Genomic DNA, 25283 nt, shown 5'->3' on the forward strand with positions numbered 1-25283 from the left:
CTGCGCCGATTCGGGTATTGCGGTCAGGGCACGGCTGGTGGTAGATGGCCCGCGGCCGTCGAGTGCAGTAGCGTCGGTGGAGGTTCGTGAACGACTCGATAGGAGACGACGACATGTCATACCCGACCGGGGGCTCGGGATACAACGCGCCCCAGCCGACGCCCTCCTCCGCACCCGGCTACGGCTCGCAGCCCATGGGCGCTCCTGCTGCCGGGTCGGGCACGTCGCCCGTTGCGGGTAAGGGCCTGCCGTTCTTCCTCGCCGTGGGCGTGGCCGTCCTCGGCGTCATCAACTTCCTGCTCGGCTTCGCGCCCTATGTCGGCACCAAGGCCGTCGAGATCGGCAACACCCGGGTCGGCGGTGACACCAGCTTCAGCCTGTTCGAGAGCACCGGCTCCGCGGCGCTGGTGACGATCCTGCTGATCGCGGGTCTGCTGGCCGGCCTGTCACTGCTGCCCAAGCAGAACGGCAACACCGGCATCGTGGCGGCCGCCTCGTTCGGCGCGTTCCTGGGCATCCTGTTCGGCTCCTTCGACCTCGGCGACAGCGTGACGCTGAAGTGGGGCGGCTGGGTGATCCTGTTCCTGTCGTTCGTGCAGGCCGTGGTGGCCGTGCTGGCGCTGCTGTTCGAGCTCGGCATCGTGAAGGCGCCGGAGCCGAAACCGGCCGTGCCGCAGGGTGGTTACGGTCAGCAGCCGCAGCCGTTCAGCTCCACCGGGCCGCAGTACCAGCAGCAGGCGTTCGGCCAGCAGGCCGGCTACGGTCAGCAGCCGCAGCAGCCGTCGTTCGGTCAGCCGGCCGGGTACGGTCAGCAGCCGCAGCAGCCGGCCTACGGTCAGCAGGCCGGCTACGGTCAGCAGCCCGCGGGCTACGGCACCGGATCCCAGCCGACCTACGGTCAGCAGCAGCCGTCCTACGGTCAGCAGCCCGCCCAGCCCGGTTACGGACAGCAGTCGCCGTACGGCGCGCCGCAGCAGCCGGCCGGGAGCGCGGACGCGACCCAGCATTTCGGCGCTCAGGCGCAGCGCCCGGCGCAGCCGTTCGGCGGCGAGCAGGCGGCGGATCCGTCGGCGGACGCCACCCGGGCCTTCCGGCCGGGCCAGGACGACAAGTAGTTTCGCCTCCAGTCAGGAGCGGCCTCCGGTATGTCACCGGGGGCCGTTCTCTTTTGCCAGCGCGCCGGTCGTCCCGGCGCGCCTGACCCTACGGTTTCCGAGATGCTGCCACGCTGGATGTCCATGAGTGCCCCGAGAGCTGCCCTGGCTCGCCTGAGCGACCCCGATCTCCGGGAGCGGCCGCGGCCGCCGGTCCGGCGGCGCGGCGGGAGCGGCGGGGGTTTCGGATCGCTGACGCCGGAACGTGCCCGGGTGCTGATGCTGGTCGCCGCGCGTGCGTCGGCCATCACGCTGCTGGTGATCTTCGTGCTGGTGTACGGCACCCTGTTCGCGGCGGGCAGCGAGATGAGCGGTTCGTCGGGCGCCATTGCCGCGAGCTGGCTTGCGGTGCACCAGGTTCCGCTGGTGATCGGCAAGACCGGGATCGGGCTGTGGCCGCTGCTGCCCACCCTGCTGATGCTGTGGCTGGTGGCGCGGGACAGCGCGCAGGCCGCCGGGCCCGAGTGCGAGACCGCCGAGCTGGGCTGGGTGGTGGGCGCCGCGGTGGGCGGCCCGCTGCTGATCACCGCGGTGTGCCTCGCGGTGGCCGAGGACGCGGCGGCGGTGGTGTCGCTGCAGCCGCCGGACACCCTGGCCGCCTTCGCCTGGGTACTCGGGCTGAATCTACTGGCGGCGCTCGTGGGCATCGGTTCGCGGCGCTGGCGCGACTTCGCCGATCTGCTGCCGATTCCCTTGCCGGACTGGGTGGTTCCCGGTTTCCGGGCGGGGCTGCGGGCGGTGGGCCGCCTGCTGCTGGCGGCGACCGCGGTGACGGTGGTGTCGTTCCTGCTGCACTGGTCCCGCCTCGGCGACACCTACCATGCGGCCGGAAACGTGGTCGGCGCACTGGGTTTGACGCTGCTGTCGTTGGCCTACCTGCCGAATGTCGCGGTCGACGCGGTGAGCGTGCTGGCCGGCGGCCAGGTACAGATCGGCCCGGGATCGTTGAGCCTGTTCGCGATTCAGGGCGCGCCGGTGCCCGCGGTGCCGGTGGCGGCCGCGGTGCCGTCGGGTCCGGTGGCGGTGTGGTGGCTGGTGCTGCTCCTGGTGCCCGCGGCGATCGGGGTGCTGTCGGGCCTGGATTGTGGTCGCACCTCGCATGATCGGGCGACCGGGCCGTGGGCGACGCTGACCGCCGCCGGGGTGGCGGCCGTCGTGGTGGCGCTGCTGGGCGTGGTGGCCGGGGGCGAGCTGGGCACCTTCGGCCGGATCGCGCCGAATGCGGTGGGCGCGGCGCTGGTGTTCGTCTGGCTGGCCCTCGCCGGATACGTGGGCATGCTGGGCGCCCGGTGGTTCGGTGGCCCGGCCGTGGTGGCCCCCGCGGCCGTCGACGACGCCTATGACGATGAGTACGAATACGAGGACGACTACTACGACGACGAGCCCGGCGGCTACGAGGACGACGACTACGACGACTACGACGATGACGAGTACGACGACTACGACGAGGATTTCGACGACGAGGCCGCCGGCGACACCGAACCCCGCGCCGGCCACGACGACGAGAGCGGCTGGTACGACGACGAGGATCTCGATGGCGCCCTCGACGCCGAACTGGTCGACGACCAGGACGAGTACGCCACCGATACCGCTGTGAAATCCACCGACAACCCCGACATTGTCGACGCCGAAGTGGTAGAGGGAGACCTGCCGGACAAGTAGCAATTGGACGGTCGTTACGCTTGAGGCGGCGGGTTCGCTTCCGCCGTCCCCATCCCGCTCCGATCGACAGGGAGTAGTGCGCTGACGTCCACGCCCGCCCCGCAGCTGCCGCCGACCGCGCCCGCGAGCGTCGTGGTGCTGGCTTCCGGCACCGGATCCCTGCTGCGTTCGCTGCTGGAAGCGACGCAGCAGCCGGGTTATCCGGCCACGGTGGTCGCCGTCGGGGTGGATCGCGATTGCGCCGCCACCGAGCACGCGGAAGCCTTCAACGTTTCGTCGTTCAAGGTCGCGCTACGCGATTTCGCCGACCGCGCCGCATGGGATGTCGCGCTCACCGAGGTGGTCGCCGCCTTCGAACCCGATCTGGTGGTGTCCGCGGGCTTCATGAAGATTCTCGGCCCGGCTTTCATGGAGCGTTTCGGAGGTCGCATCATCAATACCCATCCCGCGCTGCTGCCCGCCTTCCCGGGCGCGCACGGGGTGCGGGACGCGCTCGCCTACGGCGTGCGGGTAACCGGTTCCACCGTGCATCTGGTCGACACGGGTGTCGACACCGGGCCGATCCTGGCGCAGGAGGCGGTCACGGTGCTGCCCGATGACGACGAGGACACCCTGCACGAGCGCATCAAGGTTGTGGAGCGCCGGCTGCTGGCGGAGGTCGTCGCCGCTGTCGCTACCCGAGGCATTGTCTCCGATGGACGAAAGGCAGTTATCCCAGATGAGCGAGTTCTCCGGTGAGTGAACGCAAGCCGATCAAGCGGGCCCTCGTAAGCGTCTACGACAAGACCGGTCTGATCGAACTGGCCACCGGTCTGCACCAGGCCGGTGTCGAGCTGGTGTCGACCGGCTCGACCGCCGGCAAGATCGCCGACGCCGGTATTCCGGTCACCAAGGTCGAAGACCTGACCGGTTTCCCAGAGACCCTGGACGGCCGGGTCAAGACGCTGCACCCGCGGGTGCACGCCGGCATCCTGGCCGACACCCGCAAGGAGGAGCACGTCGACCAGCTTGTCGAGCTGGGTGTCGAGGCCTTCCAGCTCGTCGTGGTGAACCTGTACCCGTTCACCCAGACGGTCGACTCCGGCGCGAGCGTCGACGAGTGCGTCGAGCAGATCGACATCGGCGGGCCGTCCATGGTTCGCGCCGCCGCCAAGAACCACCCGTCGGTCGCGGTCGTGGTGAACACCGGTGACTACGCCGGCGTGATCGCCGCCGTGCAGCAGGGCGGTTTCACCCTCGCCGAGCGGACCGCGTTGGCCGCCAAGGCTTTCCAGCACACCGCCACCTACGATGTGGCCGTCGCCAGCTGGATGACCGGTGTCGCGGTCCCGGCCGTCGCGCCGGAATCTGAAGGCGCGCAGCAGTTCCCGCAGTGGATCGGCGGCACCTGGCAGCGCGCGGATGTGCTGCGCTACGGCGAGAACCCGCATCAGGCGGCCGCGCTGTACACCAACCAGGGTGGCCCGGTCGGGCTGGCGCAGGCGCAGCAGTTGCACGGCAAGGAGATGTCGTACAACAACTACACCGATGCGGACGCCGCCTGGCGCGCCGCCTACGACTTCGACGAGCCGGCCGTGGCGGTCATCAAACACGCCAACCCGTGCGGCATCGCGGTCGGCGCGGACATCGCCGAGGCGCACCGCAAGGCGCACGCCACCGACCCGGTCTCCGCATACGGCGGCGTGATCGCGGCCAACCGCGAGGTCTCCGTGGAGATGGCCGAGCAGGTCGCCGACATCTTCACCGAGGTCATCGTGGCCCCGTCCTACGCCAATGGCGCGGTCGAGGTGCTGCAGCGCAAGAAGAACGTGCGCGTGCTGGTGGCCGAGCCGGCCCGGCGCAAGGGCGCGGAGTTGCGTCCGGTCAGCGGCGGTGTGCTGCTGCAGGAGCGCGACATCCTCGACGCCGCGGGTGACAGCACCGCCAACTGGACGCTGGCCGCGGGTGAGGCCGCCGACGAGGCCACCCTGCGCGATCTCGAATTCGCCTGGCGCGCTTGCCGTGCCGTGAAGTCCAACGCCATCCTGCTGGCCGACGACGGCGCGGCCGTCGGCGTCGGCATGGGTCAGGTCAACCGGGTCGATTCCTGCAAGCTGGCGGTGGAGCGGGCCGGTGACCGCGCCAAGGGTTCGGTGGCGGCCTCGGACGCGTTCTTCCCGTTCTCGGACGGCCCGCAGATCCTGGTGGCCGCCGGCGTGCGCGCCATCGTGCACCCGGGCGGTTCGATCCGTGACAAGGACACCATCGAGCTGTGCCGTGAGGCCGGAGTGACCTTGTACCTGACCGGTTCCCGGCACTTCGCACACTGAGCGTGAGCCCCCGCTGACGCGAGTCATGTAGCGGGACGACAACATCGGGACAGGGGCCCGGATCGCACATCGATCCGGGCCCCTGCCGCGTGCGTGGACCGGCTCCGCCGCAGTGCCGGGAACTAGTTGGCGCTGAGGACTTTTCGATCACCCAGCGGAGACTTCAGCTGGATTTCGAGGGTGCCGAAGACGGCGATCATGGTGCACATCTTGCCGACCGCGTCGGGCAGGGTCCCGGACTTCAGGTCGACGGTGACGGTCGAGGAGGTTTCGGTTTCGGTGACGGTGGCGTTCACGCCGTAGCACTCGGGGGAGCCGGTCTGGAAGTTGACCGCGATCCGGTCGGGTGCGACGCGGGTCCAGCTGTCGAACGAAATGCCGTGTGGGCTGACGATACTCGGATCCGCCGTGAAAGCGCGTCCGATCTGTCCGCTGGGTGCCTCGGTGGGCGTGGTCTTGGTGCTGGTCGCGGCGGCGCTGGCCTTCGATTGGCCGCCAGTGCTTTCCGTGCTTCCGCACGCCGCGATGGCGAGTCCGATCAGAGTGGCTGCGGCGGCAGCGATCAGGCGGCGTCCCCATGTCCAGTACATGGCTGACACCCTAGTGTCCGCGACCGCGCGGCCGATTCCCCGCACCGGATTCGACCCCCTGGCGAACTGCTGGCGAAGACACGCCGAAATCTTCGCAGAACCGGCGCGTAACCGTGCGATGACCGGCGCTGGATCGGTAGTGTCGTGACAGATGCGCGAATGCGGTTCCGCGCCATCGGCTTATCTCTTGATCACCCCTCCCGAAAGGACACACCGTGGGCGACTCGTTGAAGGTCGGCGAAGAACTCGGTCGTGGACAGGCGCTGCAAGGCGGTGCCTACACCCTGACTCTGCAAGATGATGGCAACCTGGTGCTGTCCGAACCGAACGGCAATGTCGTGTGGGCCACCGGCACCAACGGCCAGGGCGTCGTCCGGGCCACCCTGCAAGACGACGGCAACTTCGTTCTCTACAAGGAGGACGGCGCCGCCTGGTCCACCGAGACCAATGGCAAGAGCGTGGACCGCCTGGTCGTCCAGGCCGACCGCAATGTGGTGCTGTACGGCTCCGACGGCGCCGTGTGGTCGTCGGGCACCAACACCGACAACCCGCTCCCCGCGCCGGAGCCGGTCCAGGTCCAGGCCGCCGCGGTCGTCGAGGACGTGCCCCCGCCGCCGCCGCCCGCCGCCCAGACCTACACCGTCGAGCCGGGTGACACCCTGTGGGCCATCGCGGAGCGCTTCTACGGCGACGGCAACCGCTACCAGGAGATCGCCGACGCCAGCGGCATCGACAACCCCGACCTCATCCAGCCCGGCCAGGTGCTGACCATCCCGTAATCGCGGCTCCGTCACGCATACGTGAAAACAAGGCCCCCGAGTGCAAATGCACTCGGGGGCCTTGTTTTTCGTAGTTGGGGTTTCAGGGGAAGCCCCTGAGAGTCCGAGAGTTGTTTCAACTCTTGGGTTTTCGTCCGGCGATGTCGCGAGCTATCGGCTCGTGAAGGGCAGCAGAGCCATCTCGCGGGCGTTCTTCACCGCGACTGCGACCTGGCGCTGCTGCTGCGGGGTCAGCCCCGTCACGCGACGGCTGCGGATCTTGCCGCGGTCGGAGATGAACGTGCGGAGCAGGTTCACATCCTTGTAGTCGACGGTCTCGACGCCGGCGGCGATCAGGGGATTCTTCTTCGGGCGACGGGCCTGCTCGGCACGGATCTTCTTCGACGGTGCTCGCTTCACTGCCATGTCAGCGGTTCCTCACTCACGAATCGTGGTTGCTTACCAGCTCGATTTGTGCACACCGGGCAGCTCTCCTCGATGGGCCATCGCGCGAACGCGCACGCGCGAGAGGCCGAACTTGCGGAGATGACCACGCGGGCGTCCGTCCGCGGCGTCCCGATTGCGCAATCGTACCGGACTGGCATCCCGCGGCAGTTTCTGCAGGGCGGCCTGCGCGGCCGCCCGTTCGGTGTCGCTGCTCGCCGGTTTGCGGATGATCTCCTTCAATTCCGCGCGCCGCTGCGCCCACCGTGCCACGACGAGTTTGCGCGCTTCGTTCTTGGCGATCTTGGATTTCTTGGCCATGTCACCGGTCCTCGCGGAAGTCGACGTGCCTGCGGGCGATGGGGTCGTACTTCTTCAGGATCATGCGGTCGGGATCGTTGCGCCGGTTCTTGCGGGTGACGTAGGTGTAGCCGGTCCCGGCCGTGGACTTCAGCTTGACTACGGGCCGGATGTCGGTCGATTTCGATGCCATCGTTCTCCCTTTCAGATCCTTTCGCCGCGGGCGCGCAACCGGGCTACCACTGCCTCGATGCCGTCGCGGTCGATGGTCTTGATGCCCTTGGCGGAGACGGTCAGCGTGATGCGCCGGTCTTCGCTGGGCAGGTAGTAGGTCTTGCGCTGGATATTGGGGTCCCAGCGCCGGTTGGTCCGCTTGTGCGAGTGCGATACGGACTTGCCGAAGCCCGGCTTGCGGCCGGTGACCTGGCAGATGGCCGACATGGGCACTCCCTTCCGGTGGTAGACGTTCATGACAATCGTTTTCGACAACGAAGTTATTCCAAGGTACATTGACTCTCCGGTAATTGAAAATCATTGTCGAAAGGGGGACCGGTGCCGTCCCAACGCAAGCCTGTGCTCGTCCTCGCGGGACTCCCCGGACGCGCCGCCGAGGGTGTCGAGCAGGCCGCCCACCTGCTGGGCGGGAAGCCCGGAACGGTCGTGGTCCGGCACGACCTGAGCGAGCTGCGCCAGGGCGTGGTGCGGCGCATCGTCCGCATCGACGGTCGGGAGACCACGACCGTGCTGGAACTCGCGCACGGCTGTGTCTCGTGCACCTTGCGCGCCGACCTGCTGCCCTACCTGTGTCTGCTGGCCGAGCGGGATTCGGTGCGGCGCATCGTGCTCGCGCTGGACCCGGCCTTCGAGGCGGAGGCGGTGTGCCAGGCCATCACCGACGTGACGGTGACCGGCGTGGTCGGGCGCGTCGACGGCCCGGCCGGGCGCAGCGTTCGCATCGACACCGTCCTCACCTGTGTCGACGCCCGCGACTGGTTGGCCGACGCCACCGGCGACGAGTCGCTGTCCGAACGCGGCCACGCTACCGCCGAAGACGAGCGCACGGTGGCGCAACTGGCCGTCGGTCAGGTCGAATTCGCCGATGCCCTGATGGTTTTCGACGGCGAGGCCGATCTGGTAGACCGCGAGCGCACCGCGGCTGTGCTGGCCCGGCTGTCCCCGCGCGCTCCGGTCGCCTGGGTGGCGGGGCCGGCCGGGCTGGGGGTGGACGATCTGACCTGGCTGCTGCGTCGGGTGCCCGCCGACGCGCGGCGCGGCGCACCCTTCGACCCGCACGCGCCGCTGCTGGCCGGCGGTCCGCCGCTGGAGCCGGATTGCGGTGTGGCACTGGTGGAATTCGCCACCGACCGCCCCTTTCACCCCGATCGACTGCACTCGGCGATCGATGTCCTGCTCGCGGGTGTGGTGAGCGCTCACGGCCGGGTGTGGCTCGCCACCCAGCCCGACGAGGTGGTCTGGCTGGAGTCCGCGGGTGGCGGGCTGCGGGTCGGCGGCGCGGGAAAATGGCTGGCCGCCATGACATCCCGGGAACTGGACGAGGTGGATCCGGAGCGCCGCGCGCTCGCGTCTCTGCGCTGGCACGAACACTTCGGTGACCGCCACACCTCGCTGGTGATCCTGGTCGCCGACGCCGATGCCGAGGAGATCCGCCACGCGCTGCACTGGGCGCTGGTGGACGAGGACGAACTGCGACAGGTGCGATTCGCGCCCGAACGCCTCGCGCTGTGGCCGGACCCGTTCGCCGACCAGCACGAAGAGCCTTGTGACACAGCTCGATCCGCGCCCGCCGCCGGGGACAGCGCCACTCGCAACAACGAAAGGTGAAGTGATGAAACAGGGAATTCACCCCGACTACCATCCGGTGGTCTTCCAGGACGTGAGCACCGGAAAATGCTTCCTGACCCGTTCCACCGCGGTGTCCACTCGCACAATCGAGTGGGAGGACGGCAATACCTACCCGCTGCTGGTGGTCGATGTGACCTCGGATTCGCATCCGTTCTGGACCGGGAATCAGCGTGTGCTCGACACCGCGGGCCGCGTGGAGAAGTTCGAGCGCCGCTACGGCAAACGTGTTCGCGGCAATCGCAATTCGACTGCGGATGAGGAGAACTGACCATGGCCGTTCCGAAGCGCAGAATGTCGCGGGCCAATACCCGCAGCCGGCGCTCGCAGTGGAAGGCGGCCCCGCCGGATCTGATTCCGGTCAAGGTCGGGGGAGCGGTGTACCAGGTGCCGCGCCGACTCGCGCGGGCGGTGGAGCGCGGCCTGATCGATCCGGCGAAGCTCTGATCGATCAGGCTGCCCGGCCTCAGCCTTCGAGAGCCTTGTCGAGTACCACGCTGCCGGCCACGGGAGCCTCCTCCGTCGGGAACCGCAACAAGAAGATCGGACAAGCCCGACAATAGCCCCAAAATTGCTGTCCCGCCGGAGATCTGCTCGAGCGTGGCCCGGCCAGGGCTCGGTCGTCCGAATATTGCACAGGCGCGAAAAAGTTTCCCCGAAGTTGTGAACTCGTGGCCTGGCGACGGTATCCTCATGCCTTGAGGGCGGGTTCTTCTGATTACAGAAGAACCCGCTCATCGCCACTTCAGGGCCGGTTCGGGCTCGCTTCAACGGCAGTTCACGCACTGTTCCGCAGTAACGTGCAGTCCGTTCGGTCGCTGGCCGTGTGCTGAAATAAATCCGACAAATCAGCCAAATCAACTGTCGGATACCGCTTTCGGCTGCTGCTCCGCCGGAGCTTGTCCCGCGGCGGCCGGATGACCGTTCGGGCCGGTGCCCCAGCCGGGCAGCGGCACTCCGGGCAGCAACTGCTCGAGCTTTGCCAGCTGATCGGCGATCGCCGTGGCCGGACCCTCCACCAGCGAGAAGGGGAACGGCCAGCGATGCTGGCCCGACAACCGCGCCACCTCGTCCTTGAGCTCGGCCGTCGTCGTCTCCAGATCGCTGATCTCGGTACGCAGTTCGTCGATCTGAGCGAGCGCCGCAGCCAGCCCGTCCACCACCGTCCGGTCGCGGCCCTGGGCGTCGGTGCCCAGCTGCGGCCAGCCGTGCAGGCCCGGACCGCGCAGCTGAGTCTGGATGTCGCGCAACACCTCGTCCTGCTCGGGAGTCAAGTCGGGTTCCTCCGTTTCCACATCCCACTGGCCGAAGTCGGCTCTGTCGGTTTGGTTCACATCGCATTGCACACCGTCGACCGTGACCTGCTCGCCGGTCTGATAGAGGGCGATCCGCGGATCGACATTCCCGCCGGACCAGGCCACCGTCTGCCACGCCCAGGCCGCGGTCCCGCTGTCCAGCGCCCGGCTCACCGGCCAATATCCGCCGTAGATCCCGACATTCGCGCGTCCGATGACGCTGGCCGCACCGTCCAGGTAGGCGTCGATGGGCACCTGCTGCTGCGGGGTGGCGTCGAAATCGGCGGAGAAGTAGATGGGCCGGTCCGCCCGGCCCCCGCAGCGCAGCACCTGGGCCAGCGCGGCGCGCGCATCGGTGACGCCCGCGCCATAGCCGTCGAGCATACGGGCGGCGGTGGTCTCCCAGTTGGAGACGATGGAAATGCCCTGTGCGCGCAGGCCGTCCGCCTCGGCGGGAGTGAGGAGCTTGCCCGGCAGGGTGGGCCCGCCATCGGACAGGTAGCGGATCACGAAGTCGTATCCGGCTGCCCTGATGGCACTCGGCGCGGGACGACCTGCGGCGTAGTCCAGCCCGAAACGCATGGTTCCCACTGTAATTCGGTGGACACGCCGACTGTGCTGGATTGCGGTGGTTGACTGGTCGGCTATGAGCGAACGCGACAACTGATTTCGCACGATCGGGGTAACTCGCCGGGGACGTCCAGAATCGGGTTGGCTCTCAACTTCACTCCGCATGCATGCCTGTCAACGGCTCTCAGCCGGGCGCTGAAGTCGCGGAGAGGCGGAAAGGTGATGACCGATGCCGATACGCAATGAGGCCTGGCCCCCGGGAACACCGTGCTGGGTCGACTGTCAGGTCGACGATCCGGCCAAGGCCGGTGAGTTCTACGCCGCGCTCTTCGGCTGGGACATGCAAGGCGGCGGCGAGGACGCCGGGGGATACCTCATGGCCCTACGCGACGGACAGGCGGTGGCGGGCATCGGGCCCAAGCCGGAGGCCGGGGTGCCGTCGGTGTGGACCACATATCTCGCGGTCGCCGATGCCGACAAGGCAGCCGAGCAGGTGACCGCGGCGGGCGGCAGCCTGTTGGTGCCGGCCTTCGACGTGATGGAGTTCGGCCGCATGTTCGTGGCCGCCGACGCCTCCGGCGCGCCCTTCGCGGTCTGGGAGGCCCGCGCGCACGATGGCGCGGCGGTGTACAACGAACACGGCGCCTACGTCTGGAACGACCTGCACACCGGCGATTTCGCGGCCGCCAAGGCCTTCTACGGCGAGGTCTTCGGCTTCACCTTCACCGAATTCGACGACGAGGCCATCCGCTACGCCACCTTCACCCCGCCCGGCGGGACCGAGTCGGTCGGCGGCATCAACGACGACAGCGTCAACGGCGTGGCCGCCGCCCAGCCCTACTGGCTGACCTGGTTCCAGTTCGAACGTATCGACTCCGGCCTCACCCGGGCCGTGGAGCTGGGCGCGACCGTGCTCATGTCCGCCACCGACGGACCGTTCGGCCGGATGGCCATCATGGCCGCGCCCCAGGGCGAACTGTTCGGCCTGCTCGATCCCACCACCGCCGAGACGCCCGCAGCCGCAGGCTGAAAGGAACGATCGCGCTGCGGAAGAACGCTCAGCGCACCGATTCCGGCCGTCGCAGACCCTGCCGTGCCGCGGCCTGCTGCGACGCCGCCTGCAGCGAAGTGCCCTGTGCCGTCTGCGGATCCGCGGTTGTCATCGGGGCCCGCGCCGCGCGCCGGTCCGGAGCGACCAGAATGGCCGTGATCGGAATCGCCAGCGACAGCGTGCCGATGATGAAGGTCGGCACGAAGAAGTTGAACAGCACGTTTCCGTGCGGTGTGGCCGCGGCCGGATCCACGTGCACCTGGAGCCCGGTCAGCCCGGCGTAGTGCATGCCGATCACCAGGATCGCGTACAGCACCGCGCCGGCCAGCACCATCGGCACCGAGCCGACCCACAGGCTGAACCACAGCATCAGCGCCGAGAGCACGAAGGCGATCACGTACACCGCCACCGAGGACACCAGGCTGCGGTCCACACTGCCCTGAATCCGGATGGCGCCCAGCAGCAACTGGTGGACGTCACCGAAGCCGAAGGCCATTACCGCCGCCGCCACCAGCAGCCGCCACCAGGCCAGCCGCCTGCCGTTGATGAGCAGCGCCGCGAACACGGTGGCCGCCGACAGCACCGAGAACAGGGTGATGGACACGTTGTCGTAGCGCAGCTGGCTGCCCCGCACATCGAAGCCGAGCATCGACACGAAGACCGGCATGGCGACGCCGACGCCGCCGATGGATATCGCCGCCACGAACAGCCACACGATCCGGAACCGCTGGGTCACCGACTTGGTGGACTGGCGAATGCAGGCCAGACCGCATGCCGCGCCCGCGAACGACACGATCAACGCCAGCGCCAGCACCCAGTAGCCCATGGAGAAGTAGATCATCCCGACACCTCTGTCTTCGTCTGCTGCGACCCTGGACGTGCGAACCGCTAACCGTGCTGCGCGGTTTCGCGCTGCGCGGCCGCCAGCCGTTCGATCGCGTACTCGGTGACGGCGGCCAGCGCCCGGCGCACCTCGGCCGGGTCGCGCGCGTCGATGTCCACGATCGGCACACCCTCGCGCACGCTGAGCGCCTCACGGAGTTCGGTGACCGGGAAGCGCGGTGCGTCCGGGAAACGGTTGACCGCGATCAGGAACGGCAGCGACTTGGCCTCGAAGAAGTCCACGGCCGCGAAACTGTCCTCGATGCGACGGGTGTCGACGAGCACCACCGCGCCGATGGCGCCGCGGATCAGGTCGTCCCACATGAACCAGAACCGCCGCTGCCCGGGCGTGCCGAACAGGTACAGCACCAGGTTGCCGGGCAGGATGATACGGCCGAAATCCATGGCCACCGTGGTGGTTTCCTTGCCCGGCGTGGCGGCGAGGTCGTCGACCCCGTCGGAGTAGCCGGTCACCATGGCCTCGGTGCGCAGCGGCACGATTTCCGAGACCGCGCCCACGAAGGTCGTCTTGCCCGCGCCGAAACCGCCGGCTACGACGATCTTGGTCGAGGCCGTGCGCGACTCCTCACCCGGTCGCGGCGGGTACTGCAGCGCCAGGTTCGGGAACTGCCCGGTGGTGTATGCGGGGGCCCCGTGCGGGCCACCGGGGTAGCCTCCGCCGTCATAGGGCGCGGAGTCCATGCAGTGTCCTCTCCATTAGTGACCGGCGCTCGTCGAAGGTCGCCTGATCGCTCAAAGTCGAATGCACACGCAGGGTTCCGGCGACGACGAGATCGCCGATGACGACTCGCACCATACCCAGCGGCCGGCCCAGATGAGCCGCGATCTCGGCGACCGAGAGCCGCGCGGTACCGAGTCGCAGGATCTCGGTGCGCACGTCACCGGCGGGCCAGTCGAAATGGGCGGTATAGGACAGGGTTTCGACGACCGCCTCGAGCGGTAGCTCCACCGCCGGCTCGGTACGGCCGGAGGTCAGCGCGTAGGGACGAACACGTGTGGTCGGTGGCCGGTTACTGCCGCCAAGGGGATTGGTCATGCGCAGCTCGTCTAGGCGGTACGGGCGGTGGCCGAGACCACGGACCCGACCCGGTCGACCAGCAGGGCCATTTCGTAGCCGATGCGGCCGATGTCGTGCTGCTTGTTGGCCAGCACCGCCAGGTGCGAGCCATTGCCGACGCTCATGACCAGCAGGTAGCCACGCTGCATTTCGACGATGGACTGCATCACCTTGCCGCCCTCGAAAAGCTGTGCGGCCCCGGCGGACAGGCTGGCCAGACCGGCGGTCACCGCGGCCAGCTGCTCACCCCGGTCGGCCGGCAGATGCGGGCTGGTGGCCTGCAGCAGACCGTCCGCGGAGACCAGGACGGCGTGCGAGACGCCCGGTACCTCCCGGGTGAAGCGGGTGACCAGCCAGTTCAGATTCTCATCGGTGGTGGTGCGCTGTGTGTCGGTCATGCATGCCCTCCGTCGTTGTACTGGGAGTCGGCCCGCCCGGAGCGGACGCCGCTGAGGTGCCTGGAGAGGCTGTCGCGGATCTCGTCCGGATTGCGGCCGCTGCCGTCGTCCTCCTGGGCGACGGCACCGGGCACCAGCTGGGCGCCGGGTCGCCGAATCGGCAGGCCGCCCTCGGTGCGACTGGTTGTGGTCGGGTTGGCCGCCTCTTCGGCCGCGGCCCAGCCGCTGTCCGAACTCGACGACCAGGCAGCGCCGTTCTGGTTCCCGTCGGCCGGTTCCACCAGCCACTCGGAGACCATGCGCTGATAGATCGGGGTCGGGGCCGCGCCGACCGGGCGCAGGCCGGGCGGGGGAGCGACCGGGCGCGCGGCAGCGGGTGCGGCCTCGTCGCCGCGAACAATGGTGTCGGCGTTGCCGTTCGTGCCGCCGTTGGCGTCAGCGGGGACCGTGGGCCGATCGTTGTCGCCGAAGGCGCTGTACCCGTTGCCGAAGTAGCTGCCGGTGTCGGGGCCGTTCGGGTTCCAGCCTCGCGCCGGCTCCGTGATCTGCGGCTCGGGGGCCGGCGCGACGGGCTCGGGCATCCAGACGGGCTCGGGCATCCGGACGGGCTCGGGCATCCGGACGGGCTCGGCAGTCTGCTCCGGCTCGGGCGTGCGCGCCTCGCCCCAGTAGTAGTGCGTCGGCGCGGGACTCTGCTGCGGCGCAGCCGGTTCCGGCCGCGGGGCGGACACGCTGTAGGCGCGCGCGTCCTCGGGTTCGGTGAAGGCGTCGGTGAAGCCGTCGGAGAACCGGTCCTCCACCTGCGCCACCTGCGGCGGCTCGGTGAAGGTAGGGACGATCGGCTGCTCACCGGTGTCGGGGCCCGGCTTGCGCTGCGGCAGGCCGGAACTGGTGAAACGTCCGGTGGTGGTGGCCGCGGCGGGCTCGGGCAGGTTCGGCACCGGGGTCAGCCGCGGCGGGGTGAGCGCGGGCTGTGAGCCCGTGATCGGGCCCGAGGGTGCCGGAATCAGGCCGGCAGGCGCCGGAATCGGCCCGGACGGCACCGGAATCGGCCCGGACGGCACCGCGATCGGGCCGGAGGCCAGGGCCGCCGGGGGCACCGGCAGCGGGGAGGCAACGGGGTACTGCCCGGTGGGGTCACCGACGCGCTCAGGCGCGGGCGAGACCAGGCTGCCCGGCAGGTGCACGCTGCCGGTGATGCCCGGCTGCTGCACCATGGCGGAGGTGCGGCGCAGGCTGACGGTGATGTTGTGCCGCTTGGCCAGGCGGCCGACGACGAAAAGACCCATGCGGCGGGCGGTCTCGACATTGACCTCGCCACCGGAGGCCAGGCGGTCGTTGATGCCCTGCAGGTCCTCGGCGTTCATGCCGAGGCCGCGGTCGGTGATCTCGATCAGGTAGCCGCCGTCCACGGCGCGCGCCACCGATACCGCGACCGGGGTGGTGGGCGGGGAGTAGCGGAGCGCGTTGTCGATCAGCTCGGCCAGCAGGTGCTCGATGTCGACGGCGGGTTCACCAGCGACGATGCCGTCGGGCACGGTGCCGATCTCGACGCGCTGGTAGTCCTCCACCTGCGAGACCGAGGACCACAGCATGTCCGACAGCGGCACCGGCGCGAGATGGCCACGGCGCAGGGCGGTTCCGGCCAGCACCAGCAGGTTGTCGCCGTTGCGGCGCATGCGGGTGGCGAGGTGGTCGAGGCGGAACAGCGATTGCAGGCGCTCGGAGTCGTCCTCGTCGCGCTCGAGCTCCTCGATCAGCGACAGCTGCTGCTCCACGAGGGATTGGCTGCGACGCGAGAGGGTCTCGAACATATTGCCGATCTGCAGGCGCAGGCGCGCCTGTTCGGCGGCCAGGTGGAGGGCCTGGGAGTGGATGTCGTCGACGGCTCGGGCCAGCTGCCCGATCTCCTCGGTGGTGTGCACGTCGACCGGCGAGATCTCCGGGGTCGCGCCGCCGGCGCGCACCACCTCGAGTTCCTGCGGCAGGTCGATGTGGGCCACCTGCAAGGCGTCTCGTCGCAGGCGACGGACCGGGACCACCAGCGAGCGGGCCACTACCAGCGCCAGCGCGAGACCGGCCAGCAGCATGCCGATCACGATGGAGGTATCGCGCAGGACGTTGTTGCGCGCCTCGGTGGTGAGCTGGGCCAGCTTGGAGTCCATCGAGCTCGCGACCGTGGACACTTCCTTGTCGTAGGTGTCGGCACTGCCTCGCAACGAGTCCTGCATGGCCGGCAGGCTGCCCGGATCGGGCACGTTCTGCATCAGGATGCCGACACGCGCACCGGCATTGTCCTTCAGCGTGTTCGCGTTCTGCGCCGCGTCCGGCGCCATGCCGCGATACACCTCGATCATGGTGATCTCGGCGCCGATGGCGGTGAGCAGCTTGGTCCGCAGCGCCGGATTGGAACCCGCTCCGGGTGCGGCGAGCATGATCCGCTCCTGGGTGAGCAGGCGGGCGGCGGTCTGGGCCGCACCGAACTGCAGGAAGGACTGCTGCACCCGGAGGTCGCCGACGGTGGGAGCGCCCGCGAGCGCGTTCTGCGCCCGGGTCTGCACCTCGTCGACCTGATCGCCGATGGTCTGCGGGGAGCTGGTGCGCAGGCTGTTGCGCATGGTCTTGGCGACCGCGATGGCGGCGCCGAGTTCCTTGGTGACACCCGGATCGGCGTTGGAGGACTTGAGGACTGTTTCGAGTTCGGCCTCGGCCTGATCGAACTTGGCCGTGGCGCCGTCGAGGTCGGGATCGGCGTCCTGATTGCCGCCGGTGATCGCGGCGACCGCGAGTTCGTTGCTGCTGACGAGGAATTTGACGGTGGGGTGGAGCACGTCCATCTGCTCGGACGCCGCGCTCAGTTTCGAGATGGTCTGCAATTCGCTGTTGATGCGCAGTACCGCGAAGGTCGCGGCGAGGAGCACCGGGAGCACCAGTACGATCCCGACCTTGCGGGTAACGGGCCAGTTGGACAGGCTGAATTGCCAGGACCGGGGTGCTGCTTCCATCCCGCTTCCGTCGCCTCCGCTTCACGATTGCCCCTCGGGTACGTATGCGGTTGTACGGCTTTGGGGTCGAACCCGCGCGGAACCAACTAAGGGTCTTCTTTTACGGCCTGCAACATACCGCGTGGGCTGACTAACGGCAATTCGTAGGACTTTGAGGTTTAGTTTCCGAATGAGGGCTTCCCGCAAGGGGTTTCGCGCGAATTTGGGTGACACCGCAACCACTTGGCGTCGGTCCTCCGCGAAATGCGCAGGTCATCTGCCCAACCCGTCCGGCGTGTCGAAGGGGACCTTCTCAGTCACCTCTCAGTCGCTGTGGGCAGACTGGTTACCATGCGCATTCTGGTAGTCGACGACGACCGCGCGGTCCGGGAATCGCTGCGTCGCTCGTTGACCTTCAACGGGTACACCGTCGACCTCGCGGTCGACGGTCTGGACGCCTTGGAGAAGACCGCCAGTCAGCGACCCGACGCCCTCGTCCTGGACGTCATGATGCCCCGGCTCGACGGGCTCGAGGTGTGCCGCCGACTCCGCAGCACCGGCGACGATCTGCCGATTCTGGTACTCACGGCACGGGATTCGGTCTCCGAACGCGTCGCCGGACTGGACGCCGGCGCCGACGACTACCTACCCAAGCCCTTCGCCCTCGAGGAACTGCTGGCCCGGCTGCGCGCGCTGCTGCGCCGCACCGCCGGCGATCCGGTCGACGCCTCCTCGGAGGCCATGGCCTTCGCCGACCTGTCGCTGGATCCGGTCACCCGCGAGGTCACCCGCGGCGAACGCCAGATCAGCCTGACCCGCACCGAGTTCTCGCTGCTGGAGATGCTGATGGCCAACCCCCGTCGTGTGCTCACCCGCAGCCGCATTCTGGAGGAGGTGTGGGGCTACGACTTCCCCACCTCCGGCAATGCGCTCGAGGTGTACATCGGCTATCTGCGCCGCAAGACCGAGGCCGACGGTGAACCGCGTCTCATCCATACCGTGCGCGGCGTCGGCTACGTGCTGCGCGAGACCCCGCCGTAGGAGCCGTGCTCGTGGGAAGAACCGTTCCCCGGCGGCCGGTGGTCGCCGGACTCGGGTCGCGTCCGGAGTCGGCCGAGCTGCGGCCGCCCATGCCGCTGACCCGGTCGGTTTCGCTGCGCTGGCGGGTCACGCTGCTGGCCGCCTCCGTGGTGGCCGTCGCGGTCGCCTTCACCTCGATCGCCGCCTACGCCATGGTGGCGCGCTCGCTGTACGCGGACGTGGATTCGCAACTGCGGGCGCGGGCTTCGGTGATGATCGACAACAACCTCGACAGCCTCGGCTTCCAGTCGCTGGTGTTCGCCGGGCTGTACTCCAGCGATGTCGGCGTCGCCCTGGTCTTCCCGGACCAGTCGCAATACGTGCCCCCGCAGACCACGCTTCCGCCCATCGGCAATCAGGAGCGCGCGGTGGCCCGCGGCGAGATCAGCTTCTCGCTGCGCACCGTCGAGGATCAGCGAGTGCTGGCGCGGCGCACGCACTCCGGATCCACCCTGGTCGTCTCGCAGCGGCTGGAGCCCACCAAGGAGGTGCTGGACCGGCTGGCCTGGCTGCTGTTCGTGGTCGGCGGCTGCGGGGTCATCGTGGCCGCGGCGGCCGGAACCACCGTGGGCCGCACCGGCTTGCGGCCCATCGCCCGGCTCACCGCGGCCACCGAACGCATCGCCCGCACCGACGACCTGACCCCCATCCCGGTCACCGGCGACGACGAACTCGCCCGGCTCACCGAGAGTTTCAACACCATGCTGCGGGCCCTGGGCGAATCTCGGGAACGGCAGCGCCGGTTGGTCGCCGACGCCGGTCATGAGCTGAAGACGCCACTGACCTCTTTGCGCACCAATATGGAACTGCTCATCGCCTCCTCCCGGCCGGGCGCGCCCCGCATCCCGGATGAGGACATGGCCGAACTGCGCTCCGACGTGATGGCCCAGATCGAGGAGTTGTCCACACTGGTCGGCGATCTGGTCGACCTGGCCCGCGAGGACGCGCCCGAGACCGTCTACGAGCAGATCGACCTCGGCGACGTGGCCGAGCGGGCGCTGGAGCGAGTCCGGCGGCGGCGCACCGGGATCGAATTCGATGCCCAATTGCGCCCCTGGTTCATCTACGGCGACGAACCGGGACTGGAACGCGCACTGCTCAATGTGCTCGACAATGCTGCCAAATGGAGCCCCCACGGCGCCAAGGTCTTCGTCGCCATGCGCGAGAGCGGACGCGGGCTGCTGGAGTTCGCCGTCGACGATGCCGGGCCCGGCATTCCGCCCGCCGAACGGGAGCTGGTGTTCGAACGCTTCTACCGGACCACCGCCTCGCGCTCCATGCCCGGCTCCGGACTCGGGCTGGCCATCGTCAAGCAGGTGGTGACCAAACACGGTGGCACCATCAACATCGATACTTCCGACCGTGGTGGCGCTTTGATCCGTATCGTGCTGCCTGGAGAAGGCGCACCGCCGCTGCCAGACTCGGCGCCGGACTGAGCGCTGGAAAGCTCGGCGAAAAGCAAGCACGGTCTCAGTCCACTCTCAGTCGTTCCCGCCAGGCTTGGCGACGAGACTCGAGGAGAAAACGAGAAATGACCGAGGATTCGAACACCCGGGGCACCGGGCCCGAAGGCGACACCCCGGATACCACCGCCTCCGGCCTGCCCAAGCGCGACCCCGCAGGCTCCGCCACCCCCGAGGCCGGATCCCAGCCCTTCGACGGCTTCGCCGCCTCCGCGGCCCCGCAGCCGCAGCCGGGTCATCCCGCCCCCGCCGGCCCGCCCGCCCCCGCCGGCCCGCCCGCGGCCCCCGAGGCGGCCACCCCCGAATCCGCGGCTCCCGCCGGACTCGGTGCGGCGCAGTCCTTTTCCACCGGCACCGCGCAGGGACAGGGTCCCGGACCCGGTTCCGGCGTTACGGGACAACCGGTTCCGGGTCCCGTACCGGCCTTTCCTCGTGCCGGTGGCCCCGCCTACGGCGCAGACCCGGCGACCCAGATCCTGCCGGGCGCGGGTTACGGTGCGCCGCAGGGTGCTCCGGCCTACGGCGCGGCTTTCGGTGGGGCACAGCCCTATTCGGAGCAGTACGGGGTAGGGAAGCATCCGACCGAGCAGATTCCGGTCGGCGCCTACGGGCAGGCGTACGCGGCGTCGGGGGCCGGGTACGCCACCGGACAGCATCCGACACAGATGATTCCGGGTGCGCCGAACGGCCCGGGCATGCCGGGTGTGCCGGGGATGCCCTACGGGGGCGCGCCCGCGCCCAAGCGGTCCGGCCGCACGGGTCTGGTCGCGGGTGCGGTGGTGCTGGCGCTGTTCAGCGGCGGCATCGGTGGCGCGGTCGGTGCGCTGGCCACCCACCACAACGACACCCGCTCCACCGTGACCAACGCACTCGATCAGCCGGTCGGCAATGGCAAGACGGCGCCCGCGCCGGACGGTTCGGTGCAGGCGGTGGCGCAGAAGGTGCTGCCCAGCGTGGTCATGATCCGGGTCGCCGGCGCGCGGGCCGAGGGCGAGGGGTCGGGCGTGATCCTGTCCTCGGACGGCCTGATCCTCACCAACAACCACGTGGTCAGCGGCGCGGGCCAGAACGCCAAGATGGATGTGGCCTTCAGTGACGGCTCGACCGCCCCGGCCACAGTGGTGGGCGCGGATTCGGTGTCGGACATCGCGGTCATCCGGGTCACCGGCAAGACCGGTCTCCAGCCGATCGACCTGGGCCAGTCGGCGAACCTGCAGGTCGGCCAGGGCGTGGTGGCGATCGGTTCGCCGCTGGGCCTGGCTGGCACGGTGACCAGCGGCATCGTGTCCTCGCTCAACCGCCCGGTCTCCACCAGTGGCGAGCCGGGTTCGCAGGGCACTGTCATCGATGCCATCCAGACCGACGCGGCCATCAACCCCGGCAATTCCGGCGGCGCGCTGGTCGATATGAGCGGCAAGCTGATCGGCATCAATACCGCCATCGCGACCTTGGGCACCGCCGAGTCGGCGGGCGCGCAGAGCGGCTCCATCGGCCTGGGCTTCGCCATTCCGGTGGACACCGCGCGCCGGGTGGCCGACGAGCTGATCAAGAACGGCAAGGCCACCTACGCCCAGATCGGGGTGACCGTGCGGGCGCAAGACGACGTCAACGGCGCGCGCGTGATGGACGTGTCGCCCGACGGCCCCGCCGCCAAGGCCGGCATTCCGAAAAACGCGATCATCACGAAAATCGATGACCAGATTGTGGATTCGGGCAATTCGCTGATCGCCGGGGTGCGCTCGCACCGGCCCGGTGACAAGGTCAAGGTGACCTACACCGACGACCAGGGCAAGAACCCCAAGACCGTCGAGGTGACCCTCGGCGTGGCAGCTACGGAGGGCGGCCGATGATGATTCACGAGAGCGGTAGAGAACCGACCCCGGCGATTCGCGTCACCACGGACGGGGGCTGGGAGCTGTTGTCGGACAAGGGCGCTACGGTGAGCACCATGGAAATCGATACCGCTGTGGCGGGCCGTGCTCTTGTCGTGGTCGTCGACGATCGAACCGCCCATGGCGGGGTGGACTCCCTGGGTCCGCTGGTCACCGAACTACTCACCGAGGCCGGGTTCCTGGTGGACGCCTCGGTGTCGGTGCAGGCCGATGAGGTGGAGATCCGCAATGCGCTCAATACCGCGGTGATCGGTGGCGTCGACCTGGTCATCTCGGTCGGCGGCACCGGCATGTCGCCGCGTGACGTCACCCCGGAGGCCACCGAGGAGGTGCTGGACCGGGTGTTGCCCGGCATCAGCGAGGCGCTGCGTTCGTCCGGGCTGGCCTCGGGTTCGCTGGACGCCGGCCTGTCCCGCGGTCTGGCCGGGGTCTCGGGCAGCACGCTGGTGGTGAACCTGCCGGGTTCGCGTGCCGCGATCCGCGACGGCATGGCCACCCTGGGCCCGCTGGCCAGCCGGGTCATCGATGAATTGTCCGGTCTGTCGGAATGACAGACGCCGAGCAGCCTCCAGCGTCATCGGAGACTTCAGGGTCATCCGAGACCTCGGACTCACCCCGTCCGGCCGAGCGCCGGGCGGGGTCTCGTCGTTTGACACCCGCCGAGCGCGCCCGGCTGGCGCGCATCTTCGGTGACGAGCTGCCGTCCACGACCACGGACGAGCGCACTCCCGAGCCCGAATCCGGCCGATCCTCCGATGATTGGCTGCGTTCCCAAGTTCCGCCGCATCACGGCTGAGTCTGCTCCCGTATCACGGTCGAGTCGCTCGCGACGTATTCATGTCCGGCTGGATGCCGTCGATGCCGCACGCCTGTTCACTGGCTGACGGCGTCATTCGCCAAAAAATTGCCGATGCGCTGTTATCTGATTTGATCTGCCCGTTATCAGATTGTTGCCATCTAGTAGCTGTTGTGGCTAAAATCTCTCTCTAGTTGCCAAAGCTACGGCTCTGACAGGTGTGAGTAGCGTGCTTGAACGTTGCCTCCGTCGGAATTCTGTGTCGTAGTGGCCTCTTCAGCCTCGGTGGTCGGGGTTGTCCGCAAGAAAACTGATGAGGGAACTATGAGTGAGAACCGGACCGCCGGTCTGCGTCGCGCGGCACGTGTCGCAGGTGTTGCCGCGGCGGCTTCCGTGGCCTTCGGCCTCCTGTCGACCGGCGCCGCCAACGCCGACACCTTCGTGCCGTTGCCGGACGGTCAGAAGGTCGGACCCGGCGTTACCGTCACTCGCACCGGCGAGCACGCCGTCATCTCGCCGTCGCTGTCGGCGAACGGCGCGGGCCGTACCGCCTGGCTCTCGGGTAAGGCCGTCGCCGACGTCACCGCCACCCCGGACGGCACCGTCGGCCCGAACAACGGACCCAAGAACGGCCCGGGCTCCGACAACTCATCCACCCACGGTGCGTCGCAGATCAACACCGGCTACCTCATCGGCTGCCAGGTGAACATCTCCGACAGCGCGGTCTCCGCCGGCGTCTCCGGTGGCGTGAGCCTGACCGGCGCGAACGCGGGCGGCTCCATCGGTCTGAACCTCGGCCCCGGTCAGGTCACCTTCGTTCAGGTCAATTCCAAGGACATCCTGAAGCCGGGTACCTACTCGATCGACTACCAGGATGTGCCGGTCGACGTGCAGGGCTGCGCGGGCTATGCCCAGGCGCGCGCCTACACCGTGGTCGAGATCATCGGCGACAACTACTCGAAGACCACCCTCTACGGGCAGCCGTTCAGCCTCGGCTGACGTGTGGTCGACCACCCGATTCATTTCTCGCGTAAGCGAATTCGACCCTAGAGGGATTTCATTATGAACGTTCGCAAGACCTTGGCGCGGGCCGCCGGCGTCGGCGTTGTCGCCACCGCCGCCCTGGGCCTGTTCTCGACCGGCGCCGCCAATGCCGACACCTTCGTGCCGCTGCCGGGCGGCTCGATCACCGAGACCATGGACGACGGCACCGTCGTGACCATCACCATGACCGGCGAGTCCGCAAACATCAACCCCTCCATGGGCGCCACCCCGCTGCACCGCAATGCCTGGGTCTCCGGCAGCGCGCAGGTGCAGCTGTCCGGCACCAACGGCGATGTCGGCGGCAAGATCGTGCCCGGTTACGTGGTCGGCTGCCAGGTCAATATCGCCGGTGGCGGGGCCAACGGCGGTCCCAGCGTGGGCGCCAACTACAACGGTTCCAGCCCGACCGCCGGCGCCAATGTCGGCGGCAACCTGACCCTGGGTCCCGGCCAGTCGAAGGCGTTCTACCTGCTCGATGAGGAAGCGCCGGACGACTACGGCCAGGAGGCGCACTACGTGCGCAACAAGTTCCGGGGCAACTCCGGCTCGGTGACGTGGTCCGACGAGACCATCAACCTGAGCGGCTGCGCCGGCTACGCCCAGGCCCGCTCGTTCGTCGCGGTCCAGATCGAGACCGCCAACGTCATCACCGCCTACACGCTGTGGGGTCAGCCCTTCAGTCTCGGCTGAGTCAGTTTCCCTCCAGCGGAATCCCAAGGGGCCCGGTGCATATCGCACCGGGCCCCTTTTGCTATCCGCTATTTTCTCGACATACCTGCGGGTTTGTGTTGGCGAGTGAGCGATCCTGTTCGCTCACGTCTCAGAGACCACTCCTGTGATGTAAAGTGCCCTGCGTCGCTACGCCAAAAGAATTTGTGGCCAGTAACACGGCGGCAACAATGTGGCGACAAACTCAACCGGGGATTCGGAAGGGTCCCTTTTCAACCTCGGTGGTCGAGGTTGAACTGCTTGAAACCTGATGAGGGGAAGTATGAGCGAGAACCGCACCCACGGTGTGCGCACCGCGGCCCGCTTTGCGGGCGTCGGCGCGGCTGCGGCCGTGGCCATCGGCCTTTTTTCCACTGGTGCCGCTAACGCTGACACCTTCGTGCCGTTGCCGGACGGCCAGAAGGTGAACCCGGCGGGCACCGTCACCATTACCCGGACGGGCGAGCACGCCATCGTGTCGCCGTCACTCTCAGCCAACGGTGCCGGCCGTGTGGTGTGGGTGAGCGGCGTCGCCTCCGCGGTGATCGATACGCCGGACGGCACCGTCGGCCCGAACAACGGCCCGGTCGGCGGCCCCGGCTCGAACAATTCGTCCACGCATGGAACGTCGCAGATCAACACCGGCTACATCGTCGGCTGCCAGATCTCCATCGGCGAGGACGCGATCTCGGCGGGTATCTCCGGCAACGTGAGCCTCAACAGCGCGGGTGTCGGCGGATCGATCGGTGTCAACCTCGGCCCCGGCCAGGTGGCATTCGTGCAGATCGACTCCAAGGACGTGCCGAAGTCGGGCACCTACTCCGTGGAGTACCGGGATGCCGAGATCCAGATCCAGGGTTGCGCGGGTTACGCCCAGGCGCGTGCGTACACGGTCGTCGAGGTCATCGGCGACAACTACTCGAAGACCACTCTCTACGGCCAGCCGTTCAGCATCGGCTAGTGGT

At 68.6% G+C, this 25283-nt stretch carries 28 protein-coding genes; 17 read left to right on the top strand and 11 right to left on the bottom strand.

Annotated elements, in window-relative coordinates; genetic code table 11:
• Positions 1–113: 113 nt before the first annotated feature.
• The 4 genes from ABZ909_RS00285 to purH all read left to right on the top strand — a co-directional run bounded on the left by ABZ909_RS00285 (position 114) and on the right by purH (position 5125).
• On the top strand, positions 114–1115 hold the full coding sequence (locus tag ABZ909_RS00285) for a DUF5336 domain-containing protein (protein ID WP_356995381.1): 1002 nt from the start codon (positions 114–116) through the stop codon (positions 1113–1115).
• Positions 1116–1238: 123 nt separating this feature from the next.
• Positions 1239–2816, top strand: a complete 1578-nt coding sequence (locus tag ABZ909_RS00290) for a DUF6350 family protein (protein ID WP_356995383.1) — start codon at positions 1239–1241, stop codon at positions 2814–2816.
• Between the two features lie 105 nt (positions 2817–2921).
• Positions 2922–3554 (top strand): phosphoribosylglycinamide formyltransferase, encoded by a 633-nt coding sequence (purN, locus tag ABZ909_RS00295; protein WP_356995885.1) that lies wholly within the window; start codon positions 2922–2924, stop codon positions 3552–3554.
• Positions 3551–5125, top strand: a complete 1575-nt coding sequence (gene purH / locus ABZ909_RS00300) for a bifunctional phosphoribosylaminoimidazolecarboxamide formyltransferase/IMP cyclohydrolase (RefSeq protein WP_356995385.1) — start codon at positions 3551–3553, stop codon at positions 5123–5125. The genes purN and purH overlap by 4 nt, the downstream gene beginning before the upstream one ends.
• 122 nt (positions 5126–5247) lie before the next feature.
• Here the strand turns inward: purH and ABZ909_RS00305 are convergent, their stop codons facing one another.
• Positions 5248–5715: a hypothetical protein gene (locus ABZ909_RS00305; protein ID WP_356995387.1), complete on the bottom strand. Its 468-nt coding sequence runs from the start codon at positions 5713–5715 to the stop codon at positions 5248–5250.
• Between the two features lie 215 nt (positions 5716–5930).
• Between ABZ909_RS00305 and ABZ909_RS00310 the strand changes: the two genes are divergently transcribed.
• Complete coding sequence (locus ABZ909_RS00310; RefSeq protein WP_356995388.1) at positions 5931–6494, top strand: LysM peptidoglycan-binding domain-containing protein; 564 nt, start codon at positions 5931–5933, stop codon at positions 6492–6494.
• 150 nt (positions 6495–6644) lie between these two features.
• On the opposite strand, the gene rpsR is transcribed toward ABZ909_RS00310, so the two are convergent.
• The 4 genes from rpsR to rpmB are packed head-to-tail and all read right to left on the bottom strand — an operon-like array spanning position 6645 to position 7658.
• Positions 6645–6899 carry a 30S ribosomal protein S18 gene (gene rpsR / locus ABZ909_RS00315; protein ID WP_356995390.1) on the bottom strand — a complete coding sequence of 85 codons (255 nt, stop codon included), beginning with the start codon at positions 6897–6899 and terminating at the stop codon, positions 6645–6647.
• A 33-nt stretch (positions 6900–6932) separates the two neighbouring features.
• Positions 6933–7238 (bottom strand): 30S ribosomal protein S14, encoded by a 306-nt coding sequence (gene rpsN, locus ABZ909_RS00320; RefSeq protein ID WP_354836292.1) that lies wholly within the window; start codon positions 7236–7238, stop codon positions 6933–6935.
• 1 nt (position 7239) lies between these two features.
• Entirely contained in the window at positions 7240–7410 is a 171-nt protein-coding gene (rpmG, locus tag ABZ909_RS00325) for a 50S ribosomal protein L33 (protein ID WP_040861501.1), read from the bottom strand.
• Positions 7411–7421: 11 nt separating this feature from the next.
• The gene (gene rpmB / locus ABZ909_RS00330; RefSeq protein WP_356995886.1) at positions 7422–7658 is read right to left on the bottom strand and encodes a 50S ribosomal protein L28; all 237 of its coding nucleotides are present in this window, start codon (positions 7656–7658) and stop codon (positions 7422–7424) included.
• A gap of 111 nt (positions 7659–7769) precedes the next feature.
• On the opposite strand from rpmB, the gene ABZ909_RS00335 reads away from it, so the two are divergent.
• From ABZ909_RS00335 to rpmF, 3 genes are read left to right on the top strand one after another with little or no spacing between them, the layout of a single operon-like run.
• Positions 7770–9059, top strand: a complete 1290-nt coding sequence (locus ABZ909_RS00335) for a GTP-binding protein (RefSeq protein ID WP_356995392.1) — start codon at positions 7770–7772, stop codon at positions 9057–9059.
• A gap of 4 nt (positions 9060–9063) precedes the next feature.
• Positions 9064–9348 carry a type B 50S ribosomal protein L31 gene (locus tag ABZ909_RS00340; protein WP_356995394.1) on the top strand — a complete coding sequence of 95 codons (285 nt, stop codon included), beginning with the start codon at positions 9064–9066 and terminating at the stop codon, positions 9346–9348.
• A gap of 2 nt (positions 9349–9350) precedes the next feature.
• Positions 9351–9524, top strand: coding sequence for a 50S ribosomal protein L32 (gene rpmF, locus ABZ909_RS00345; protein ID WP_356995396.1), 174 nt, complete (start codon positions 9351–9353; stop codon positions 9522–9524).
• Positions 9525–9934: 410 nt separating this feature from the next.
• On the opposite strand, the gene ABZ909_RS00350 is transcribed toward rpmF, so the two are convergent.
• On the bottom strand, positions 9935–10954 hold the full coding sequence (locus tag ABZ909_RS00350) for a DUF1906 domain-containing protein (RefSeq protein ID WP_356995398.1): 1020 nt from the start codon (positions 10952–10954) through the stop codon (positions 9935–9937).
• 217 nt (positions 10955–11171) lie between these two features.
• Between ABZ909_RS00350 and ABZ909_RS00355 the strand changes: the two genes are divergently transcribed.
• Positions 11172–11972, top strand: a complete 801-nt coding sequence (locus tag ABZ909_RS00355; protein WP_356995400.1) for a VOC family protein — start codon at positions 11172–11174, stop codon at positions 11970–11972.
• A 28-nt stretch (positions 11973–12000) separates the two neighbouring features.
• Here the strand turns inward: ABZ909_RS00355 and ABZ909_RS00360 are convergent, their stop codons facing one another.
• Genes ABZ909_RS00360 through ABZ909_RS00380 form a run of 5 tightly spaced genes read right to left on the bottom strand, consistent with a single transcriptional unit; the run spans position 12001 to position 17356 of the window.
• Positions 12001–12834: a hypothetical protein gene (locus ABZ909_RS00360; RefSeq protein WP_356995402.1), complete on the bottom strand. Its 834-nt coding sequence runs from the start codon at positions 12832–12834 to the stop codon at positions 12001–12003.
• Positions 12835–12881: 47 nt separating this feature from the next.
• Entirely contained in the window at positions 12882–13577 is a 696-nt protein-coding gene (locus tag ABZ909_RS00365; RefSeq protein WP_356995404.1) for an ATP/GTP-binding protein, read from the bottom strand.
• Positions 13558–13932, bottom strand: a complete 375-nt coding sequence (locus tag ABZ909_RS00370) for a DUF742 domain-containing protein (protein ID WP_356995405.1) — start codon at positions 13930–13932, stop codon at positions 13558–13560. Before ABZ909_RS00370 ends, ABZ909_RS00365 begins: the two co-directional genes overlap by 20 nt.
• An 11-nt stretch (positions 13933–13943) precedes the next feature.
• Positions 13944–14351 carry a roadblock/LC7 domain-containing protein gene (locus ABZ909_RS00375; protein WP_154789962.1) on the bottom strand — a complete coding sequence of 136 codons (408 nt, stop codon included), beginning with the start codon at positions 14349–14351 and terminating at the stop codon, positions 13944–13946.
• On the bottom strand, positions 14348–17356 hold the full coding sequence (locus ABZ909_RS00380; protein ID WP_356995407.1) for an ATP-binding protein: 3009 nt from the start codon (positions 17354–17356) through the stop codon (positions 14348–14350). The genes ABZ909_RS00375 and ABZ909_RS00380 overlap by 4 nt, the downstream gene beginning before the upstream one ends.
• A gap of 330 nt (positions 17357–17686) precedes the next feature.
• On the opposite strand from ABZ909_RS00380, the gene ABZ909_RS00385 reads away from it, so the two are divergent.
• The 8 genes from ABZ909_RS00385 (at position 17687) to ABZ909_RS00420 (ending at position 25279) form a co-directional block, all read left to right on the top strand.
• The gene (locus ABZ909_RS00385) at positions 17687–18376 is read left to right on the top strand and encodes a response regulator transcription factor (RefSeq protein ID WP_356995409.1); all 690 of its coding nucleotides are present in this window, start codon (positions 17687–17689) and stop codon (positions 18374–18376) included.
• Positions 18377–18465: 89 nt separating this feature from the next.
• Positions 18466–19851 (top strand): HAMP domain-containing sensor histidine kinase, encoded by a 1386-nt coding sequence (locus ABZ909_RS00390; RefSeq protein WP_356995887.1) that lies wholly within the window; start codon positions 18466–18468, stop codon positions 19849–19851.
• A gap of 95 nt (positions 19852–19946) precedes the next feature.
• Positions 19947–21728: a trypsin-like peptidase domain-containing protein gene (locus ABZ909_RS00395; RefSeq protein ID WP_356995411.1), complete on the top strand. Its 1782-nt coding sequence runs from the start codon at positions 19947–19949 to the stop codon at positions 21726–21728.
• Positions 21729–21826: 98 nt separating this feature from the next.
• Complete coding sequence (locus ABZ909_RS00400; protein ID WP_354836561.1) at positions 21827–22321, top strand: MogA/MoaB family molybdenum cofactor biosynthesis protein; 495 nt, start codon at positions 21827–21829, stop codon at positions 22319–22321.
• Positions 22318–22566 (top strand): hypothetical protein, encoded by a 249-nt coding sequence (locus ABZ909_RS00405; RefSeq protein WP_356995413.1) that lies wholly within the window; start codon positions 22318–22320, stop codon positions 22564–22566. The genes ABZ909_RS00400 and ABZ909_RS00405 overlap by 4 nt, the downstream gene beginning before the upstream one ends.
• A gap of 324 nt (positions 22567–22890) precedes the next feature.
• A complete protein-coding gene (locus ABZ909_RS00410) occupies positions 22891–23565 on the top strand; it encodes an MspA family porin (protein WP_356995415.1) in 675 nt (224 codons plus the stop codon).
• 63 nt (positions 23566–23628) lie between these two features.
• Positions 23629–24300 (top strand): MspA family porin, encoded by a 672-nt coding sequence (locus ABZ909_RS00415; RefSeq protein ID WP_356995416.1) that lies wholly within the window; start codon positions 23629–23631, stop codon positions 24298–24300.
• A 301-nt stretch (positions 24301–24601) separates the two neighbouring features.
• The gene (locus ABZ909_RS00420; RefSeq protein ID WP_356995417.1) at positions 24602–25279 is read left to right on the top strand and encodes an MspA family porin; all 678 of its coding nucleotides are present in this window, start codon (positions 24602–24604) and stop codon (positions 25277–25279) included.
• Positions 25280–25283 lie beyond the last annotated feature (4 nt).

The sequence above is a fragment of the Nocardia sp. NPDC046763 genome (assembly GCF_040645495.1).
In the GTDB taxonomy this organism is placed as follows: Bacteria; Actinomycetota; Actinomycetes; order Mycobacteriales; family Mycobacteriaceae; genus Nocardia.

What these genes read in the sequence shown, in the direction of transcription:
- ABZ909_RS00380 (WP_356995407.1), bottom strand. Translation starts at nt 17,356, where the DNA reads ATGGAAGCAGCACCCCGGTCCTGGCAATTCAGCCTGTCCAACTGGCCC.
- ABZ909_RS00340 (WP_356995394.1), top strand. Translation starts at nt 9,064, where the DNA reads ATGAAACAGGGAATTCACCCCGACTACCATCCGGTGGTCTTCCAGGAC.
- rpmB (WP_356995886.1), bottom strand. Translation starts at nt 7,658, where the DNA reads ATGTCGGCCATCTGCCAGGTCACCGGCCGCAAGCCGGGCTTCGGCAAG.
- ABZ909_RS00350 (WP_356995398.1), bottom strand. Translation starts at nt 10,954, where the DNA reads ATGCGTTTCGGGCTGGACTACGCCGCAGGTCGTCCCGCGCCGAGTGCC.
- ABZ909_RS00410 (WP_356995415.1), top strand. Translation starts at nt 22,891, where the DNA reads ATGAGTGAGAACCGGACCGCCGGTCTGCGTCGCGCGGCACGTGTCGCA.
- ABZ909_RS00395 (WP_356995411.1), top strand. Translation starts at nt 19,947, where the DNA reads ATGACCGAGGATTCGAACACCCGGGGCACCGGGCCCGAAGGCGACACC.
- ABZ909_RS00305 (WP_356995387.1), bottom strand. Translation starts at nt 5,715, where the DNA reads ATGTACTGGACATGGGGACGCCGCCTGATCGCTGCCGCCGCAGCCACT.
- ABZ909_RS00360 (WP_356995402.1), bottom strand. Translation starts at nt 12,834, where the DNA reads ATGATCTACTTCTCCATGGGCTACTGGGTGCTGGCGCTGGCGTTGATC.
- ABZ909_RS00390 (WP_356995887.1), top strand. Translation starts at nt 18,466, where the DNA reads ATGCCGCTGACCCGGTCGGTTTCGCTGCGCTGGCGGGTCACGCTGCTG.
- ABZ909_RS00420 (WP_356995417.1), top strand. Translation starts at nt 24,602, where the DNA reads ATGAGCGAGAACCGCACCCACGGTGTGCGCACCGCGGCCCGCTTTGCG.
- rpmF (WP_356995396.1), top strand. Translation starts at nt 9,351, where the DNA reads ATGGCCGTTCCGAAGCGCAGAATGTCGCGGGCCAATACCCGCAGCCGG.
- ABZ909_RS00355 (WP_356995400.1), top strand. Translation starts at nt 11,172, where the DNA reads ATGCCGATACGCAATGAGGCCTGGCCCCCGGGAACACCGTGCTGGGTC.
- ABZ909_RS00370 (WP_356995405.1), bottom strand. Translation starts at nt 13,932, where the DNA reads ATGACCAATCCCCTTGGCGGCAGTAACCGGCCACCGACCACACGTGTT.
- rpmG (WP_040861501.1), bottom strand. Translation starts at nt 7,410, where the DNA reads ATGGCATCGAAATCGACCGACATCCGGCCCGTAGTCAAGCTGAAGTCC.
- rpsR (WP_356995390.1), bottom strand. Translation starts at nt 6,899, where the DNA reads ATGGCAGTGAAGCGAGCACCGTCGAAGAAGATCCGTGCCGAGCAGGCC.
- ABZ909_RS00400 (WP_354836561.1), top strand. Translation starts at nt 21,827, where the DNA reads ATGGAAATCGATACCGCTGTGGCGGGCCGTGCTCTTGTCGTGGTCGTC.
- ABZ909_RS00385 (WP_356995409.1), top strand. Translation starts at nt 17,687, where the DNA reads ATGCGCATTCTGGTAGTCGACGACGACCGCGCGGTCCGGGAATCGCTG.
- ABZ909_RS00415 (WP_356995416.1), top strand. Translation starts at nt 23,629, where the DNA reads ATGAACGTTCGCAAGACCTTGGCGCGGGCCGCCGGCGTCGGCGTTGTC.
- ABZ909_RS00405 (WP_356995413.1), top strand. Translation starts at nt 22,318, where the DNA reads ATGACAGACGCCGAGCAGCCTCCAGCGTCATCGGAGACTTCAGGGTCA.
- rpsN (WP_354836292.1), bottom strand. Translation starts at nt 7,238, where the DNA reads ATGGCCAAGAAATCCAAGATCGCCAAGAACGAAGCGCGCAAACTCGTC.
- ABZ909_RS00285 (WP_356995381.1), top strand. Translation starts at nt 114, where the DNA reads ATGTCATACCCGACCGGGGGCTCGGGATACAACGCGCCCCAGCCGACG.
- ABZ909_RS00290 (WP_356995383.1), top strand. Translation starts at nt 1,239, where the DNA reads ATGAGTGCCCCGAGAGCTGCCCTGGCTCGCCTGAGCGACCCCGATCTC.
- ABZ909_RS00375 (WP_154789962.1), bottom strand. Translation starts at nt 14,351, where the DNA reads ATGACCGACACACAGCGCACCACCACCGATGAGAATCTGAACTGGCTG.
- ABZ909_RS00365 (WP_356995404.1), bottom strand. Translation starts at nt 13,577, where the DNA reads ATGGACTCCGCGCCCTATGACGGCGGAGGCTACCCCGGTGGCCCGCAC.